12 protein-coding genes are annotated in these 16,406 nt (G+C 71.2%); 3 read left to right on the top strand and 9 right to left on the bottom strand.

All coding sequences use genetic code 11. From position 1 onward, the window contains the following. Positions 1–7 precede the first annotated feature (7 nt). From JO379_RS24255 to JO379_RS24245, 3 genes are all read right to left on the bottom strand, one after another. Positions 8–202 carry a ferredoxin gene (locus JO379_RS24255; protein ID WP_130880073.1) on the bottom strand — a complete coding sequence of 65 codons (195 nt, stop codon included), beginning with the start codon at positions 200–202 and terminating at the stop codon, positions 8–10. 44 nt (positions 203–246) lie between these two features. Further along, positions 247–1,509 (bottom strand): cytochrome P450, encoded by a 1,263-nt coding sequence (locus tag JO379_RS24250; protein WP_242626265.1) that lies wholly within the window; start codon positions 1,507–1,509, stop codon positions 247–249. A gap of 132 nt (positions 1,510–1,641) precedes the next feature. Beyond that, positions 1,642–2,247, bottom strand: coding sequence for a TetR/AcrR family transcriptional regulator (locus JO379_RS24245; protein ID WP_130880071.1), 606 nt, complete (start codon positions 2,245–2,247; stop codon positions 1,642–1,644). A 96-nt stretch (positions 2,248–2,343) separates the two neighbouring features. Between JO379_RS24245 and JO379_RS24240 the strand changes: the two genes are divergently transcribed. Beyond that, complete coding sequence (locus tag JO379_RS24240; protein ID WP_209516990.1) at positions 2,344–3,906, top strand: MFS transporter; 1,563 nt, start codon at positions 2,344–2,346, stop codon at positions 3,904–3,906. Between the two features lie 106 nt (positions 3,907–4,012). Here JO379_RS24240 and serA read toward each other — a convergent pair whose 3' ends face one another. The 6 genes from serA to JO379_RS24210 all read right to left on the bottom strand — a co-directional run bounded on the left by serA (position 4,013) and on the right by JO379_RS24210 (position 13,918). After that, positions 4,013–5,617, bottom strand: coding sequence for a phosphoglycerate dehydrogenase (gene serA, locus JO379_RS24235; protein WP_130880069.1), 1,605 nt, complete (start codon positions 5,615–5,617; stop codon positions 4,013–4,015). A gap of 285 nt (positions 5,618–5,902) precedes the next feature. Beyond that, entirely contained in the window at positions 5,903–6,904 is a 1,002-nt protein-coding gene (gene ilvC, locus JO379_RS24230) for a ketol-acid reductoisomerase (RefSeq protein WP_130880068.1), read from the bottom strand. A 155-nt stretch (positions 6,905–7,059) separates the two neighbouring features. Beyond that, on the bottom strand, positions 7,060–7,584 hold the full coding sequence (gene ilvN / locus JO379_RS24225; protein ID WP_130880067.1) for an acetolactate synthase small subunit: 525 nt from the start codon (positions 7,582–7,584) through the stop codon (positions 7,060–7,062). Between the two features lie 48 nt (positions 7,585–7,632). Then, positions 7,633–9,492, bottom strand: a complete 1,860-nt coding sequence (locus JO379_RS24220; protein ID WP_130880066.1) for an acetolactate synthase large subunit — start codon at positions 9,490–9,492, stop codon at positions 7,633–7,635. A 243-nt stretch (positions 9,493–9,735) separates the two neighbouring features. Continuing rightward, positions 9,736–12,663, bottom strand: coding sequence for a putative bifunctional diguanylate cyclase/phosphodiesterase (locus JO379_RS24215; protein WP_307842219.1), 2,928 nt, complete (start codon positions 12,661–12,663; stop codon positions 9,736–9,738). A gap of 292 nt (positions 12,664–12,955) precedes the next feature. Beyond that, positions 12,956–13,918 carry a 2-hydroxyacid dehydrogenase gene (locus tag JO379_RS24210; RefSeq protein WP_209516985.1) on the bottom strand — a complete coding sequence of 321 codons (963 nt, stop codon included), beginning with the start codon at positions 13,916–13,918 and terminating at the stop codon, positions 12,956–12,958. Between the two features lie 72 nt (positions 13,919–13,990). Between JO379_RS24210 and JO379_RS24205 the strand changes: the two genes are divergently transcribed. Together JO379_RS24205 and JO379_RS24200 are read left to right on the top strand one after the other, a co-directional pair. Then, a complete protein-coding gene (locus JO379_RS24205) occupies positions 13,991–14,983 on the top strand; it encodes an aldo/keto reductase (RefSeq protein ID WP_209516982.1) in 993 nt (330 codons plus the stop codon). Between the two features lie 181 nt (positions 14,984–15,164). Further along, complete coding sequence (locus JO379_RS24200) at positions 15,165–16,343, top strand: PQQ-dependent sugar dehydrogenase (RefSeq protein WP_209516979.1); 1,179 nt, start codon at positions 15,165–15,167, stop codon at positions 16,341–16,343. Positions 16,344–16,406: the final 63 nt, after the last annotated feature.

Here is a 16,406-nt window from a genome sequence, read left to right as displayed (position 1 = left end):
GGGGCGGTCAGTCCTCCTCGACCGTGATCGCCTGCACGGGGCAGGCCCGTGCCGCTTCCCGTACGAGCGGCTCGCCGGCGCCGTTCTCACGGCCCGGCAGGACTTCGCCGAATCCGTCGTCGTCCTGGGTGAAGACACCGGGTGCGGTGAGGGCGCACTGGCCGCTGCCGATACAGGTGTCCGTGTCGATGCTGATCTTCATGACGGGCTCCGTTCTCTCCGTGGGCGGCTGGTCGGCCGCTCTGCTCACCACGCGACCGGCAGGGCGAACAGTCCCTGGAGCGTCGTGGCGGGCTTGATGAGCAGCTCGTCACGGGCAACGGTGATCCGCAGGGTGGGGATGCGGGTCAGAAGGGTGCTGAGGGCGATTTCCAGCTCGGCGCGGGCCAGGTTCTGGCCCAGGCACTGGTGGATGCCGAAGCCGAAGGCGACGTGGTGCCGGGCCGAGCGGCGGACGTCGAGCGCCCCGGGCCGCTCGTAGACCTCGGCGTCACGGTTGATCAGCGAGACCGCGAGGAGGACCCCGTCCCCCGCCCGGATGGTCCGGCCGCCGATCTCGATGTCCGAGGTGGCGACCCGCATCATGATGTCGGCGATGGACAGATAGCGCAGCAGTTCCTCGACGGCGCCGGGCATCAGTGCCGGATCGGCGCGCAACGCGGCGAGCTGGTCCGGGTGTTCGTGGAGGGTGTATGTCCCGAGGCTGATCATGTTGGCCGTGGTCTCGTGTCCGGCGATGAGCGTGACCATGGCCGTCATGACCAGCTCCCGGCGGTCCAGCTGCCCTTCCGCGAGCCGGTCGGCGATGAGTTCGTCGAGCAGCCCGTCGCCGGGGGCCGCTTCCTTGCGGGCGATGAGCCCGTCGAGGTAGTCCTCGAACTCCATCCGTTTCGCGCGCGCTTCGGCGCTCGTCTCCGAGAGCAGCAGGGCCCGCGACAGGGACTCGAAGAGTTCGTGCTCCTCATAGGGGACGCCGAGCAGTGAACAAATGACCATGGACGGCAGGGGCAGGGCGTACGCGGAGACGAGCTCCGCCTCCGTGCCGCCGGCGAGCATCGCATCGATGAGGTCGTCCGCGATCCGCTGGATCTGCGGGCGCATGGCGGCGATCCGCTTGAGCCCGAAGCTGGGGATCAGCATGCGCCGTTGCCGGGCGTGTTCGGGGTCGTCGTAGCCGATGAGCGGGAAGGAGGCCTCGCCCTGCCCCTCGGCACGGGGGGCGAAGACCGGAAAGGCCGGATTCTTCCGGTCGGAGGAGAGCCTCTGGTCGGTGAGCAGGGCCCGCCCCTCGGCGTGCCCGGTCACCAGCCACACCTCACGGCCGTCGTACAACCTCACGTGTGTCAGGGGGCCGTCCGAGGTGAGGGCTTCATGGCCGGCGGGCGGCTGGTAGGGGCAGGTGCGTGCATGGGGGAAATCGGGGGCGGTGGCGCTCTTCTCGGCGCGGCTGTCGGCGTCGGTGGTGCCGTCGTCGACAACGACGTCGCTGCTGGTGCGGCTCCGGGTCACGGTCAACCTCCCAGTTCGGGACTGACGTCCTTTCCCTTCCCTACCCATGGCGGAACGTCAGGTTGCCGGACTGGGTACGGTTCGGGCCATATTTCCGTTCAACCGCCAACAAGTCCCCCGCGCACCCCCACCTCAGGCGTCCGGCAGGGGCTCGCCGCTCAGGGCCGTGCCGGTCAGGACCCTGCGCATGCCCTCCACCAGCTCATGCCCGGTCGGCACGGCCTCCGGGTCCATGAGCCACTGCACCCACATACCGATGAAGAGCGCGTGGACGAAGGCTCCGGCGGTCCGCGTGGCCTCGGCGGGCACGTCGGTGTCGTCGACGCCCTCGAAGATCGCCAGCATGCCCTCGCGCCCGCTGGGCAGGACCTCGGCGAACCGCTTCTTCAGGTCGGGGTTGCGGTCCAGCTGCCCGATGACCTCCATCTGGACCAGCCAGAACTGCCGGTCCCGCTCGAACTCGCCGAACATCGCGTCCATGGCCTGCGCGAGCTGCCGCTCCCGGCCCGCTTCCCGGTCGCGCCCCGCCGCGAGCCTGCGCGTGGCCCCATCGCCCCACTCCTCGACCATCTGGAAGAACGCCGCCATCATCAGCGCGTCCTTGGAGCCGTAGTGGTAGCCGATGGAGGCGAGGTTGGCGCCGGAGGCGGCCACGATGTCGCGCGCGGTGGTGCGCACCCAGCCCTTTTCGAGCAGGCAGCGCTTCGCGCCTTCGAGCAGATCTTCGCGATGTCCCATGCCGGAACCCTAGCGCCGCCCCATACGCCCGTACCAGACAGGCGTCTTATACAAGCGTCATAGACAAGCGTTTAAGACATCCGTATATTCGTGGCCATGACGAACCTCAGCGCACGCGCCGGGCGGAAGGAATGGACGGCGTTCGTCGTCCTCCTGCTGCCCCTCCTCCTGGTCTCGATGGACGCCTCCGTCCTGTTCTTCGCCGTCCCCTCCATCAGCGAGTCGCTCGACGCCTCCGCCACCCAGCAGCTGTGGATCTTCGATGTCTACGCCTTCGCCCTCGCCGGGCTGCTGATCACGATGGGGTCGCTCGGCGACCGGATCGGCCGGCGCAAGCTGCTGATGTTCGGGGCGGCGGCCTTCGGGGTGGCCTCGGTGGCGGCGGCGTACGCGCAGAGCGCGGAGATGCTGATCGCGGCGCGTGCCGTGCTCGGCATCGGCGGTGCGACGCTGATGCCGAGCACGATGGCGCTGGTACGCAGCATGTTTCACGACGACACCCAGCGCACCAAGGCCATCGGCATCTGGTCCGGGGCCATGGCGGGCGGGATCGCGCTCGGGTCGGTGCTGGGCGGGGTGATGCTGGAGCACTTCTGGTGGGGCTCGGTCTTCCTGATCAACGTCCCCGCGATGGTGCTGCTGCTGGTGCTCGTGCCGTTCCTGGTGCCGGAGCACAAGGACCCGGAGCCGGGGCGGTTCGATCTGCTGAGCGTGCCGCTGTCCATGGCCGCCGTGCTCCCGGTGACCTACGGACTCAAGGAGATCGCCGCCGAGGGGTTCAGCGCGGCGATGGCCCTGTGCGTCGCCGTGGGCCTGGCCGTGGGCGGGGTCTTCGTACGCCGCCAGCGCACCCTGCGGTCCGCGATGATCAGCCGGGAGCTGTTCCGCCACCGCGCCTTCGGGGCGGGCATCGCGCTCAACACCGTCGCGGCGTTCGGCATGATGGGCTCGGTCTACTTCACCACCCAGTACCTGCAGTCCGTGCTCGGCAAGGGCCCGATGGAGGCCGCGCTGTGGAGCGTCGCCCCGTCCCTTGCGGTCGGCATCGCCGCGCCCCTGTCGACGGCGATCGCGCAGAAGGTCGACAAGGCGTACGTCATCGCCGCCGGATTCGTCGTCGCCGCGCTGGGCTACGCCGTTCTGACCCGGGCCGGCACCGACTCGATGTGGACCACGTTGACCGGCGCCGGCGTCATCGGCTGCGGCATCGTGACGGTCATGGCCCTGGTCTCCGACATGGCGCTGTCCACCACCCCGCCGGAGAAGGCCGGTTCGGCGGCCTCGCTGCTGGAGACGGGTCAGGAGTTCGGCGGGGCGCTCGGCATGGCGGTGTTCGGCAGCGTCGGCGTCGCCGTCTACCGCCGTGACGTGACCGACTCCCTGCCCGCAGGCCTGCCGCAGGGGGCCCTGGAGGCGGCCCGCGAGACGCTCGGCGGGGCGGCGGGCGTGGCGGCCGGGCTGCCGGGCCGGGCGGGCGAGAGTGTCCTGGCCGTCGCCCGCGACGCCTTCACCCACGGCATGAACCTCGCCGCCCTCGGCGGAGCCGCCGTGCTGGCCCTCGCCGCCCTCGGCGCGCTGGCCGCACTGCGCAAGGTGACGACGACGCCGGAGCAGCCCACTGCGGAGAGGGCGCCCGAGGCGGTGCTGACCCGGCACTGAGCGGGTCGTCCCTCAGCAGAGCGGCGCCCCCGTCCACCGGGACGGGGGCGCCGCTTCGCCATACGCTCCGCCGGCTCGGCCGTGCCGAACCGGCGGGCGGCGGCCGTCAGTCGGTCAGGTTGACCGCGCGGGCGGACGCGGCGCCGATCTCCTCGGCGATCTCCGCGAGCACGGGTGCCGGGATCGACTCGTCGACCGTGAGGGCGACGAGCGCCTCGCCGCCCTCCGTGGCGCGGGAGACCTGCATGCCGGCGATGTTGATGCCCGCCTCGCCGAGGATGCGGCCGACCGTGCCGACGACGCCGGGGCGGTCGCCGTAGCGGAGGAAGGCCATGTGGTCGGCAAGGCCGAGGTCCACGTCGTGCTCACCGACGGCGACGATCTTCTGGAGGTGCTTCGGGCCGGCCAGCGTGCCGGAGATGGACACCTCGCCACCGCCCGAGAGCGTGCCGCGCACGGTGACCACGTTGCGGTGGTCGGGCGACTCGGAGCTGGTGGTCAGCCGGACCTCGACGCCGCGCTCCTGCGCGAACAGCGGGGCGTTGACGTAGCTCACCGTCTCGTCGACGACGTCTTCGAACACACCCTTGAGCGCGCTCAGTTCGAGCACCTTCACATCGTGCTGGGTGATCTCGCCGTAGACCTCGACGTCGAGCCGGACCGCGACCTCGCCCGCGAGGGCGGTGAAGATCCGGCCCAGCTTCTCGGCCAGCGGCAGCGCGGGCTTGACGTCCTCGGCGATGACCCCGCCCTGGACGTTGACCGCGTCCGGTACCAGCTCGCCCGCGAGCGCGAGCCGCACGGACCGCGCGACCGCGATGCCCGCCTTCTCCTGCGCCTCGCCCGTGGAGGCGCCGAGGTGCGGGGTGGCGACCACGTTGTCGAACTCGAAGAGCGGGGAGTCGGTGCAGGGCTCGGTGGTGTAGACGTCCAGGCCCGCGGCCGCGACCCGGCCCTCCTTCAGGGCCGTCGCCAGCGCGGCCTCGTCCACGATCCCGCCGCGGGCGGCGTTGACGATACGGACCGAGGGCTTGACCTTGTGCAGCGCGTCGTCACCGATCAGCCCGAGGGTCTCGGGGGTCTTCGGCAGGTGCACGGTGATGAAGTCCGCGACCTCCAGCAACTCGTCGAGGGTGAGGAGCTTCACCCCCATCTGCGCGGCGCGCGCGGGCTGGACGTACGGGTCGTAGGCGACGACCTTCATGCCGAACGCGGACATGCGCTGGGCGACGAGGACACCGATCCGGCCGAGGCCGACGACGCCGAGGACCTTCTCGGACAGCTCGACGCCGGTGTACTTCGAGCGCTTCCACTCGCCGTTCTTGAGCGCGGTGTTGGCCTGCGGGATGTTGCGGGCGGTGGCGATGAGCAGACCGCAGGCCAGCTCGGCGGCGGTGACGATGTTGGACGTCGGGGCGTTGACGACCATCACGCCGGCCTTGGTGGCGGCGGAGACGTCGACGTTGTCCAGGCCGACCCCGGCGCGGGCGACGACCCGCAGCTTCTTCGCGGCCGCGATGGCCTCCGCGTCGATCTTCGTGGCGGAGCGCACGAGGATGGCGTCCACGTCGACGACGGCGGGCAGCAGCTCGGCGCGGTCCGCGCCGTTGCAGTGCCGGATCTCGAAGTCCGGACCGAGGGCGTCGACGGTGGCGGGCGACAGCTCTTCGGCGATGAGTACGACGGGTTTACGGGACGAAGCAGTGCTCACGTGGTCCTCACTAGTCCTTTGCGGGACGGCCGTCCCTACGGCCGAAGGCGGTGAAGGGGGCAGCCGCGTGGAAGACGCACGACGCTGTGAGCCTGACGCGTTTGTGCTCCGCAGTGTATCGGGGACCCGGGCCCGGCCCCGGGCGGACGGGAAAAGGTCACCCGCCGGTGCGGCTCCGTGTCGCCCTCGATCGCCGGGCAGGCTTTTTCGAGCCTGCCCGGCGATCGAGGGAGAAGGGGCCCGGGGGGCGACGCCCCCGGAACCCCCCGAACCGCGCCGGAGGTGCTACTCCTTGTCGTCCACCCAGCTCATCAGCTTGCGGAGCTTCTTGCCGGTGGTCTCCAGCAGGTGGTCCTCGTCGGCCTTCTTGTACTCGTTGTACTTCGGCAGACCGTCGTTGTACTCCTTCATCCAGTTGTTGGCGAAGGTGCCGTCCTGGATCTCGCCGAGGACCTTCTTCATCTCGGCCTTGGTCTGGTCCGTGATGATCCGCGGGCCGGTGACGTAGTCGCCCCACTCGGCGGTCTCGGAGACCGACCAGCGCATCTTCTCCAGGCCGCCCTCGTACATCAGGTCCACGATCAGCTTGAGCTCGTGGAGGCACTCGAAGTACGCGATCTCCGGCTGGTAGCCCGCCTCGACCAGGGTCTCGAAGCCCGCCTTGACCAGCGCGGAGGCGCCGCCGCAGAGCACGGCCTGCTCACCGAACAGGTCGGTCTCGGTCTCCTCGGTGAAGGTGGTCTTGATGACGCCGGCGCGGGTACCGCCGATGGCCTTGGCGTAGGAGAGCGCGAGGGCGAAGCCGTTGCCCGTGGCGTCCTGCTCGACGGCCGCGATGCACGGAACGCCGCGGCCCTCCTCGTACTGACGGCGCACCAGGTGGCCGGGGCCCTTGGGGGCGACCATGCAGACGTCGACGCCGGCCGGGGGCTTGATGAAGCCGAAGCGGATGTTCAGACCGTGGCCGAAGAACAGCGCGTCGCCGTCCTTGAGGTGCTCCTTGATGGACTCCTCGTAGACCTTGCCCTGGATCGGGTCCGGGACGAGGATCATGATGACGTCGGCCTCGGCCGCCGCCTCGGCCGGGGTGACGACCCGCAGGCCCTGCTCCTCGGCCTTCGCCTTGGACTTGGAGCCCTCGTGCAGACCGACGCGGACGTCGACGCCCGAGTCGCGCAGCGACAGCGCGTGGGCGTGGCCCTGGCTGCCATATCCGATAACCGCGACCTTGCGGCCCTGGATGATGGACAGGTCGGCGTCGTTGTCGTAGAACAGCTCGGCAGCCACTGGGATATCTCCTTGATTTCCGGTTGTACGTCCCACCGTATGACGGGCGGGTGCGGGAAGGTGTTCGGGTCTCGCTATCCGGGCGCGTCCCGGATGGAGGGGGTGGGGCGGGCGCGCAAGGTCCCCTGGAGGACGCCGCGCGCCGGGGGCGTGCGTCAGGCCGAGCGGTCCAGAGCGCGCAGGCTGCGGTCCGTGATGGACCGGGCGCCACGCCCTATGGCGATCGTCCCGGACTGCACCAGCTCCTTGATGCCGAAGGGCTCCAGCATCTTGAGCATCGCGCCCAGCTTGTCGCTGCCACCGGTGGCCTCGATGGTCACGGCCTCCGGGGAGACGTCGACGGTCTTGGCGCGGAAGAGCTGGACGATCTCGACGATCTGCGAGCGGGTCTCGTTGTCGGCGCGGACCTTCACCAGCACGAGTTCGCGCTGGATCGCCGCGCTGTCCTCCAGCTCGACGATCTTCAGCACGTTGACGAGCTTGTTGAGCTGCTTGGTGACCTGCTCCAGCGGCAGCGTCTCGACGTTGACGACGATGGTGATGCGGGAGATGTCGGGGTGCTCGGTGACCCCGACGGCGAGCGAGTCGATGTTGAAGCCGCGGCGGGCGAACAGCGCGGCGATCCGGGTGAGGATGCCGGGGGTGTTCTCCACCAGGACGGAGAGCGTGTGCTTGGTCATCTCAGATCTTCCTCGTCGTCCTCTTCAGGCCTGGAGTCCCCACGGTCATCAGTCGTCCTCGTTGTCGCCGAAGTCCGGGCGGACGCCGCGCGCCGCGAGGATCTCGTCGTTGGAGGTGCCGGCGGCGACCATCGGCCAGACCATGGCGTCCTGGTGGACGATGAAGTCCACCACGACGGGGCGGTCGTTGATGGCGTTGGCCTGCTCGATGACGGCGTCGAGCTGGGCCGGGTCCTCACAGCGCAGCCCCACGCAGCCCATGGCCTCCGACAGCTTGACGAAGTCCGGGACCCGGGTGCCGGCGGCCGCCTCCTTGCCGTCGTGCCCGGGGCCGGAGTGCAGGACGGTGTTGGAGTAGCGCTGGTTGTAGAAGAGGGTCTGCCACTGGCGGACCATCCCGAGCGCGCCGTTGTTGATGATCGCGACCTTGATCGGGATGTTGTTCAGCGCGCAGGTGACCAGTTCCTGGTTGGTCATCTGGAAGCAGCCGTCGCCGTCGATGGCCCACACCGTGCGCTCGGGCACCCCGGCCTTGGCGCCCATGGCGGCCGGGACCGCGTATCCCATCGTCCCGGCGCCGCCGGAGTTCAGCCAGGTGGCGGGCTGTTCGTAGTCGATGAAGTGCGAGGCCCACATCTGGTGCTGGCCGACGCCGGCCGCGTAGATGGTGCCCTCCGGGGCGAGTTGCCCGATGCGCTGGATGACCTGCTGCGGGGAGAGGCTGCCGTCCTCGGGCTGGTCGTAGCCGAGCGGGTAGGTGTCGCGCCAGCGGTTGAGGTCGGTCCACCAGGCGTCGTAGTCACCCTGGTGACCGGCGGCGTGCTCCGCCTGGAGGGCGACGATCAGATCCGCGATGACCTCGCGGGCGTCACCGACGATGGGGACGTCGGCGGCGCGGTTCTTGCCGATCTCGGCGGGGTCGATGTCCGCGTGGACGATCTTGGCGTAGGGGGCGAACGAGTCGAGCTTGCCGGTGACGCGGTCGTCGAACCGCGCGCCGAGGGCGACGATCAGATCCGCCTTCTGCAGGGCGGTGACGGCGGCGACCGCGCCGTGCATGCCCGGCATGCCGACGTGCAGCGGGTGGCTGTCGGGGAAGGAGCCCAGCGCCATCAGGGTGGTGGTGACGGGGGCGCCGGTCAGCTCGGCGAGGACCTTCAGCTCGGCCGTGGCGCGGGCCTTCATCACACCGCCGCCGACGTAGAGCACCGGCCGTCTGGCCTGCGTGATCAGCTTGGCCGCCTCGCGGATCTGCTTGGCGTGCGGCTTGGTGACCGGGCGGTAGCCGGGCAGGTCGGTGTGCGGCGGCCAGACGAAGGTGGTCTGGGCCTGGAGGGCGTCCTTGGCGATGTCGACGAGCACCGGGCCGGGCCGGCCGGTGGAGGCGACGTGGAACGCCTCGGCGATGGTCCGGGGGATCTCCGCCGGGTCGGTGACCAGCCAGTTGTGCTTGGTGATCGGCATGGTGATGCCGCAGATGTCCGCCTCCTGGAAGGCGTCCGTACCGATCGACTTGGAGGCGACCTGACCGGTGATGGCGACCAGCGGGACGGAGTCCATGTGGGCGTCGGCGATCGGGGTGACGAGGTTGGTCGCGCCGGGGCCCGAAGTGGCCATGCACACCCCGACCTTGCCGGTGGCCTGCGCGTATCCGGTGGCCGCGTGACCCGCCCCCTGCTCGTGGCGCACCAGGACGTGGCGGACCTTCGAGGAGTCCATCATCGGGTCGTACGCGGGGAGGATCGCACCGCCCGGAATGCCGAACACGATGTCGGCCCCGACCTCCTCCAGCGCGCGGATGAGGGACTGCGCACCCGTGACGTGCTCGACGGTGGCGGGCTGCTGCTGCGCCCCGCCGCTACGGGCCCGCGGCTGCGGATGATGGGCCCCGGTGGCCTGCTCGGTCATCGACTTCTCTTCTCGAAGGATTCGGCGATTTCGACGGATTCGATGGAAATACGACGGTGATTTGTGGGGGTCTGCGAGGTGCCGGTGCAACAAAAAACCCCTCGTGCCGGGAGGCAAGCGAGGGGAGCGCGTCGGTGTGGTCAGCAGGGATCAAGATGCTGGCCTGCTTCAGCCGACGCGCTTTCCAAGTACGAGAATTCGGGTGCGCATGGCACTGACCCTCCCCCCGCCGCCCACGAGGTGTCAAGTGGGTGGGACGGGCGTCTCATTATTTGAGCGCAATGGAGCATGCGCGAGGGAGCCCGCGCCGCCCGCCGCTCCGGATCGTACGGGCAGCGAACCCCCGACGAGCACCTGTTCCGCGTCTTCCACCGGAACGGATGCGGCGGCCGGCACGGCGTACGCGCCCCGGTCGAGGGCGTGGCGCAGCCGGTGCTCGTCGACGGGGCCGGCGAAGGCGGCGCCCAGCCCGTGGGTGCAGCCCATGGTGCGCAGGGCGTGCGCCTGCTCGGGCACGTCCACGCCCTCGGCGACGGACTGCATTCCGAGGTCGTCCGCGATCTTCAGCAGCCCGGCGGTGATCTTGTGCAGCCGGGGGGACTCGATGACGCCTTCGACCAGCCCCCGGTCGATCTTGAGCACATCGATCGGGAGCCTGCGCAGCGCGCTGATCGCTGCGTATCCGCTGCCGAAGCCGTCCAGGGCGATGCGCACACCGAAGCGGCGCAGGGCGACCAGCCGTCGCTCCAGCTCGTCCAGCGGGATCCGCGGATCGCTGCCGGACAGCTCCAGGGTGAGCGCGCCGGTGGGCAGGGCGTGCCGGATGAGCAGCGCCTCCAGATTCTTCGGGGGCTGCGACTTGTCCAGCAGCCGGGCGCCGGAGAGCCGGACGTAGACGGGCACGCCGTAGCCCGCGAGACGGCGCTGTGCGGCGTGCTCGAGCGCCTTCTCCAGCGTCCAGCGGCCGAGCTCGGCGGTGCGGGCGCTCTCGTCGGCCCGCTCCATCTCGGCCACCCGGAGGAACTCGGCGGGGGTGAAGAGGATGCCCTGGGTCGAGCGCCAGCGGGGCTGTGCGGCGACCGCGGTGATCCGGCCGGTCGACAGCTCCACCACGGGCTGGTGCAGCAGGGCGAACTCGCCGTCGTGCAGGGCGGTGCGCAGCCGGGTGGCCAGCTCGGCGCGGCGCACGACGTCGGCCTGCATCTGCGGTGCGTACAGCTCGACGCGGCCCTTTCCGGCCTGCTTCGCGCGGTACATCGCGAGGTCGGCGTTGCGCATCAGACCGCCGGGGGTGATGCCGGGCTCGGCGAAGGCGACGCCGATGCTGGCGGCGACGCGGACCTCCTGACCGCCCTCCACCTTGTAGGGCTGGGAGAGGGTGAGCCGCAGCCGGTCGGCGATCTCGTGGATGCGGTACTCGCGGGCGGCGGGGTCGCGGGTGCCGTCACCGATGATCAGCGCGGCGAACTCGTCGCCCCCGAACCGGGCGGTGCTGTCCCCGGCCCGTACCGACTCCTGGAGCCGGCGGGCCGCCTGGACGAGCAGCTCGTCACCCGCCTGGTGGCCGACGGTGTCGTTGACCGCCTTGAAGCCGTCGAGGTCGATGAAGAGCACGGCGGTGCCCGCGTCGGTCGCTCTGCGGCCGGCGAGGGCCTGCTGGACGCGCCGGGTGAACAGGGCGCGGTTGGGCAGGTCGGTGAGCGGGTCGTGCTCGGCCGTGTGCTGCAACTGGGCCTGGAGGCGGACCCGCTCGGTGACGTCCCGGCTGTTGAAGATGAGGCCGCCGTGGTGGCGGTTGACGGTGGACTCCACATTGAGCCAGTCGCCGCTGCCGGAGCGGAAGCGGCACTCGATGCGGGTGGTGGGCTCCTCGGCGGGTGGCGCGGCGAGGAAGCGGCGCACCTCGTGGACGACCCGGCCCAGGTCCTCGGGGTGGATGAGGGAGGCCAGCTCGGAGCCGACCAGCTCCTCGGCGTCGCGGCCGTAGACCCCGGCGGCGGCGGGGCTGACGTAGCGCAGTATTCCGGTGGGGGCGGCGATCATGATGACGTCGCTGGAGCCCTGGACCAGGGAGCGGAAGTGGTTCTCCTTCTGCGCCAGCTCCTGGGTGAGGGAGATGTTGTCCAGCAGCATGATGCCCTGCCGGATGACGAGGGCCAGCACGACCGTACAGCCGGTGAAGAGCACGACGCGGTCGACCTGGTGGCCGTCGAGGACGTTGTACAGGATGCCCAACGTGCAGACGGCGGCGGCGAGATACGGGGTGAGGGCGGCGAGCGAGCCGGCGATGGGCCGGCTGGGGTGCTGGCCCGTCTGCCCCGCCTGGCCCGTCTGCCCCGCCTGGCCGGCCTGGCCCGCCTGGCCCACGGTGTCGTCGCCCTTCTCGCGGGCCACCCAGGGCGCGTACGCCATCAGCATGTAGCCCGCGAACCAGCCCGCGTCGAGGATCTGGCCGGAGCGGTAGTTGACCTTCAGCAGCGGCGAGGTGAACAGGGCGTCGCACAGGACGGTCAGGGCGAGGGCCGCGATGGCGGTGTTGATCGCGGAGCGGTTGGCGGAGGAGCGGCGGAAGTGCAGCGCCAGCACCATCGAGACCAGCACGATGTCGAGCAGCGGATAGGCCAGCGAGAGCGCGGTGTGTGCCACCGTCTCGCCCTCGAAGTGCGCGGTGTGCGCGAGCGCCAGGCTCCAGGAGAGCGTGAGCAGGGAGCCGCCGATCAGCCAGGCGTCGAGCGCGAGGCAGACCCAGCCGGCCCGGGTGACCGGGCGGCGGGCGAGGACCAGCAGGCCGATGATGGCGGGCGGCGCGAAGAGCAGGAAGCAGAAGTCGGCGGGGGACGGGGTGGGCACCGGCTGGCGCAGGATCACCTCGTACCAGCCCCAGACGGCGTTGCCGAAGCCGGCCATCGCGGAGGAGGCGGCGAAGAGCAGCCAGGCGGGGCGGAAGCGGGTGTTGCGCGTGCGGCTGTACCAGGAGCAGGAGATCGCGGCGACGACGGCGGCGGCGCTGAGGCCGAAGTCGCCCATGACGCGGGCCAGCTCGGGCGAGCCCCAGCCGAGGGCCGCGCCCGTGGCGTAGCCGCCGCAGACCAGGGCCAGCAGGAGCTGGGACCACAGCCCGGAGCCGGCGGGGGCCGGCTGGCGGGGCAGCGTCGCTCCGGGGGCGCTCACCGCGCCGCCGTCCCGGGCCGGGGGCTCCCAAGGAGCCGTGGATCCGGGGTCGCGGCGCGGCGGAGTCGTGATCGGCGCATGAGCCGCGTCGGGTAGATCGTCCATTGGCCGTGCATCGCCCGTCGCCCCCCTCGAGTCGCGGTCCCTCGCTGCGGCCGTACGGTGCGCGGCGCAGCCCCCGGTCGGGACGATACACCAGACTCGTCACTCAGGGACATAGCTCATATACACAGCGTAATCAGGCGGGCGTTTATGGATACGCAGTGCAGTCAAACGGTACCTCTACGTGCCGCTACGCCGCGCTGACTACGACATTTCGCAGAGGCTCGTCCAGTACAAATCTGGCCAGTTGATCGCGGAGCAGGGCCTTGGCGCGGGGCAGGAACGCCGACGAAGGACCACCCACATGGGGGGTGATGAGGGTCCCCGGAGCGGTCCACAGCGGGTGTCCCGGGGGCAGCGGCTCGGGGTCGGTCACGTCCAGCGCGGCCCGCAGCCGCCCGCTCTCCAGCTCGGCGAGGAGCGCCTCGGTGTCCACGACGGCGCCGCGCGCGACGTTCACCAGAAGGGCCCCGTCCTTCATCCGGCCGAGGAACCCCGCGTTGACGAGCCCCCGGGTCTCCTCGGTGAGCGGCGTCGCGAGAATCACCACGTCGGCGTCGGGAAGCAACTCGGGCAGGGAGGCGACCGGATGCACCGGACCGCGCGCGGTGTTACGCGCGGAGCGCGCGACGCGCGCCACCCGCGCGCACTCAAAGGGCGCGAGCCGGTCTTCGATCGCACTGCCGATCGAGCCGTAACCCACAATGAGCACGGAGCTGTCGGCGAGCGCCGGGCGGAAGCCCTGCCGCCACTGCCCGGCGTCCTGGGCCCGTACGAAGCCGGGGATGTCCCGCAGGGCGGCGAGGGTCAGCGCGAGGGCCAGCTCGGCGGTGCTCGCGTCGTGCAGCCCGCGCGCGTTGCAGAGCAGGGTGCCCGACGGCATCCGCGGTACGGCGGGCAGGATGTCGTCCACGCCGGCGGTCAGGGTCTGCACGACCCGTAGCCACGGCATGTGCGCCAGGGGACGGGCGGACACCTCGGGGGGCGCCAGATAGGGGACGCCGTAGAAAACGCACCGGGCGGGGTCGGTGGGGAAGTCCGAGACCCCGGCCCAGTAGGCGTAGTCGAGTTCGGCGGGCAGCCCGTCGATCTCCTCGGGGTGGAGGGGCAGCCATGCCAGTGGGCGCCCGGAACCGCTGTGATCTGCACTCATGCCAGGAGGCTATGCGAACCGGGCCGGAGCGCAGAGGTTAGTTTGGGGGCGAGGAACGGGAGGGAACGGCGGGTGGAGCGCAGGACAATCGGTGCGACGGCGCTCGAGGTGGGCGCGATCGGCCTCGGGTGCATGCCCATGCACTGGGCGTACACCGCCTCCCAGCAGAGCGGCGAGGGGGCCCTGCGCACGGTGCACGCGGCGCTCGACGCCGGAGTGAGCCTGCTCGACACCGCCGATATGTACGGGCCCTTCACCAATGAGCTGCTCGTGGGGCGGGTACTGCGGGAGCGGCGCTCGGAGGCGTTCGTGTCGACCAAGTGCGGGCTGCTGGTGGGCGAGCAGCACATCGTCGCCAACGGCCGCCCCGGCTATGTGAAGCGGGCATGCGATGCCTCGCTGCGCCGCCTCCAGACCGATGTCATCGACCTCTACCAGCTCCACCGGCCCGACCCCGAGGTGCCCGTCGAGGAGACCTGGGGCGCGATGGCGGAGCTGGTCTCCGCCGGCAAGGTCCGCGCGCTGGGATGGTGCGCGATCGGGGCGCGCACCCGCCGCCGGTCCCGGGCGGGGCTCTACGACGCGACGGTCCGGCAGCTGGAGCGGGTGCAGCAGGTCTTCCCGGTGAGCTGTGTGCAGGCCGAGCTGTCGGTGTGGTCGCGGGAGGCGCTGGACACGCTGGTCCCGTGGTGCGCGTCGCGAGGGGTCGGGCTGCTGGCCGCGATGCCGCTGGGGAATGGTTTCCTCAGTGGCACGCTCACGCCGGGCCAGGGCTTCGAGCCGGAGGACATCCGGGCCCGCCATCCGCGCTTCACGGCGGAGATGATGGCCGCCAACCAGCCGATCGTGGCGGGGCTGCGCCGGGTCGGGGACCGCCACGGCGCGTCCGCCGCGCAGGTCGCGCTGGCGTGGGTGCTGGCGCAGGGGCGGCACGTGGTGCCCGTACCGGGCACGAAGAAGGCGCGGTGGGCGGTGCACAACGCCGCGGCGGCCGAACTGCGGCTCACCGGGGAGGACTTCGCGGAGCTGGCGGCGCTGCCGAGGGCGCTGGGCTCCTGGTACTGACCGGGCGGGCCGGGCGGCGGCGCCGCGGCGGCGCGGCGCCTGGGGTACGGCGCGGTCCGCCGCGGTGCGGTGTATAAGGAACGCAGGACAGCAGTAGCAGTACAGAGGAACGCAGGACACAGGAACGCAGTACAGGAGAGCGCCGCGCTCCGGCGGGCCGTCCCCGTGAGAGGAACGAACCGTGCGCCGTACCGCCGTCACCGCCGCGCTGGCCGCCGCCGCGCTGCTGATCGCCACGGGCTGCTCCACCGGTGAACTCCCCGACGGCGTCACCACCTCCGGCGACCGGACGCCGTCCGGGGCCAAGTCCCCCGGGGCGGGCGGGCCTTCGGGCTCCCCCACCGCCGCCGCCTCCCCCGCCCCGGCCAAGGGCTCGGTCGAGGTCGTCCGTACGCTCACCACGAAGCTCGGCTCCCCCTGGGGCGTGGCCACGCTGCCCGACGGGGATCTGCTGGTGGCCTCCCGCGACACGGCGAAGATCTTCCGGGTCGCGGTGAAGGACGGCAAGCAGACCGAGCTGGGCTCGGTGCCCGGCGTCTCGCCGGGCGGCGAGGGCGGGCTGCTGGGCCTCGCCGTGAGCGCCGACTTCGACACCGATCACCAGGTGTACGCCTACTTCACCACCGAGTCCGACAATCGCGTCGCGAGCATGCTCTACGACGAGCGGAAGCCCGCGGGGCGCCGGCTCGGCGCACCGAACACGGTCTTCCGGGGCATCCCCAAGGGCACCGTCCACAACGGCGGCCGGATCGCCTTCGGCCCCGACAAAATGCTCTACGCCGGTACGGGTGAGAGCGGGCGGCGCGGCCTGTCCCAGGACCGGGAGTCGCTCGGCGGGAAGATCCTGCGCATGACCCCGGACGGGCGGCCCGCCCCGGGCAATCCGTGGCCCGACTCGGTCGTCTATTCCCTGGGCCACCGCAATGTGCAGGGCCTGGCGTGGGACGCGGACAAGCGGCTGTGGGCGGCGGAGTTCGGCCAGGACACCTGGGACGAGCTGAATCTCGTCGAGCCGGGCAAGAACTACGGCTGGCCGCTCGTCGAGGGCAAGGGCGGCAAGAGCGGCTATGTGGACCCGGTCGCGCAGTGGAAGACCGCCGACGCCTCCCCCAGCGGCCTCGCCTACGCGCAGGGCTCGCTGTGGCTCGCCGGTCTGCGCGGCGAGCGGCTGTGGCGGGTCCCGCTGGCGGGTGCCAGGCCGGTCGCCGATCCGCAGCCGTTCCTGCCGGGCGAGTACGGGCGGCTGCGCACGGTGGTCGCGGCGGACGACGGCGGGCTGTGGCTCACGACGAGCAACACCGACGGCCGCGGCACCCCCGGTGACCAGGACGATCGTCTGCTGCGGCTGAAGGTGCGCTGACGGTCCAGGGCGCCGCCGGGTTCGCGTACCGGGGGACGCGCGCACCGTCTGCCTACACTGACG

It is taken from the genome of Streptomyces syringium (assembly GCF_017876625.1).
GTDB classification, from domain to species: Bacteria; Actinomycetota; Actinomycetes; order Streptomycetales; family Streptomycetaceae; genus Streptomyces; species Streptomyces syringius.
The sequence above is the reverse complement of the archived record's forward strand: the minus strand, read 5'-3'. Positions and strand labels throughout refer to the sequence as shown.

Bases quoted from the DNA above. Each gene is read 5' to 3' on its own strand.
- JO379_RS24255 (WP_130880073.1), bottom strand. From the start codon at position 202: ATGAAGATCAGCATCGACACGGACACCTGTATCGGCAGCGGCCAGTGC.
- JO379_RS24245 (WP_130880071.1), bottom strand. From the start codon at position 2,247: ATGGGACATCGCGAAGATCTGCTCGAAGGCGCGAAGCGCTGCCTGCTC.
- JO379_RS24240 (WP_209516990.1), top strand. From the start codon at position 2,344: ATGACGAACCTCAGCGCACGCGCCGGGCGGAAGGAATGGACGGCGTTC.
- ilvN (WP_130880067.1), bottom strand. From the start codon at position 7,584: ATGACCAAGCACACGCTCTCCGTCCTGGTGGAGAACACCCCCGGCATC.
- JO379_RS24220 (WP_130880066.1), bottom strand. From the start codon at position 9,492: ATGACCGAGCAGGCCACCGGGGCCCATCATCCGCAGCCGCGGGCCCGT.
- JO379_RS24210 (WP_209516985.1), bottom strand. From the start codon at position 13,918: ATGAGTGCAGATCACAGCGGTTCCGGGCGCCCACTGGCATGGCTGCCC.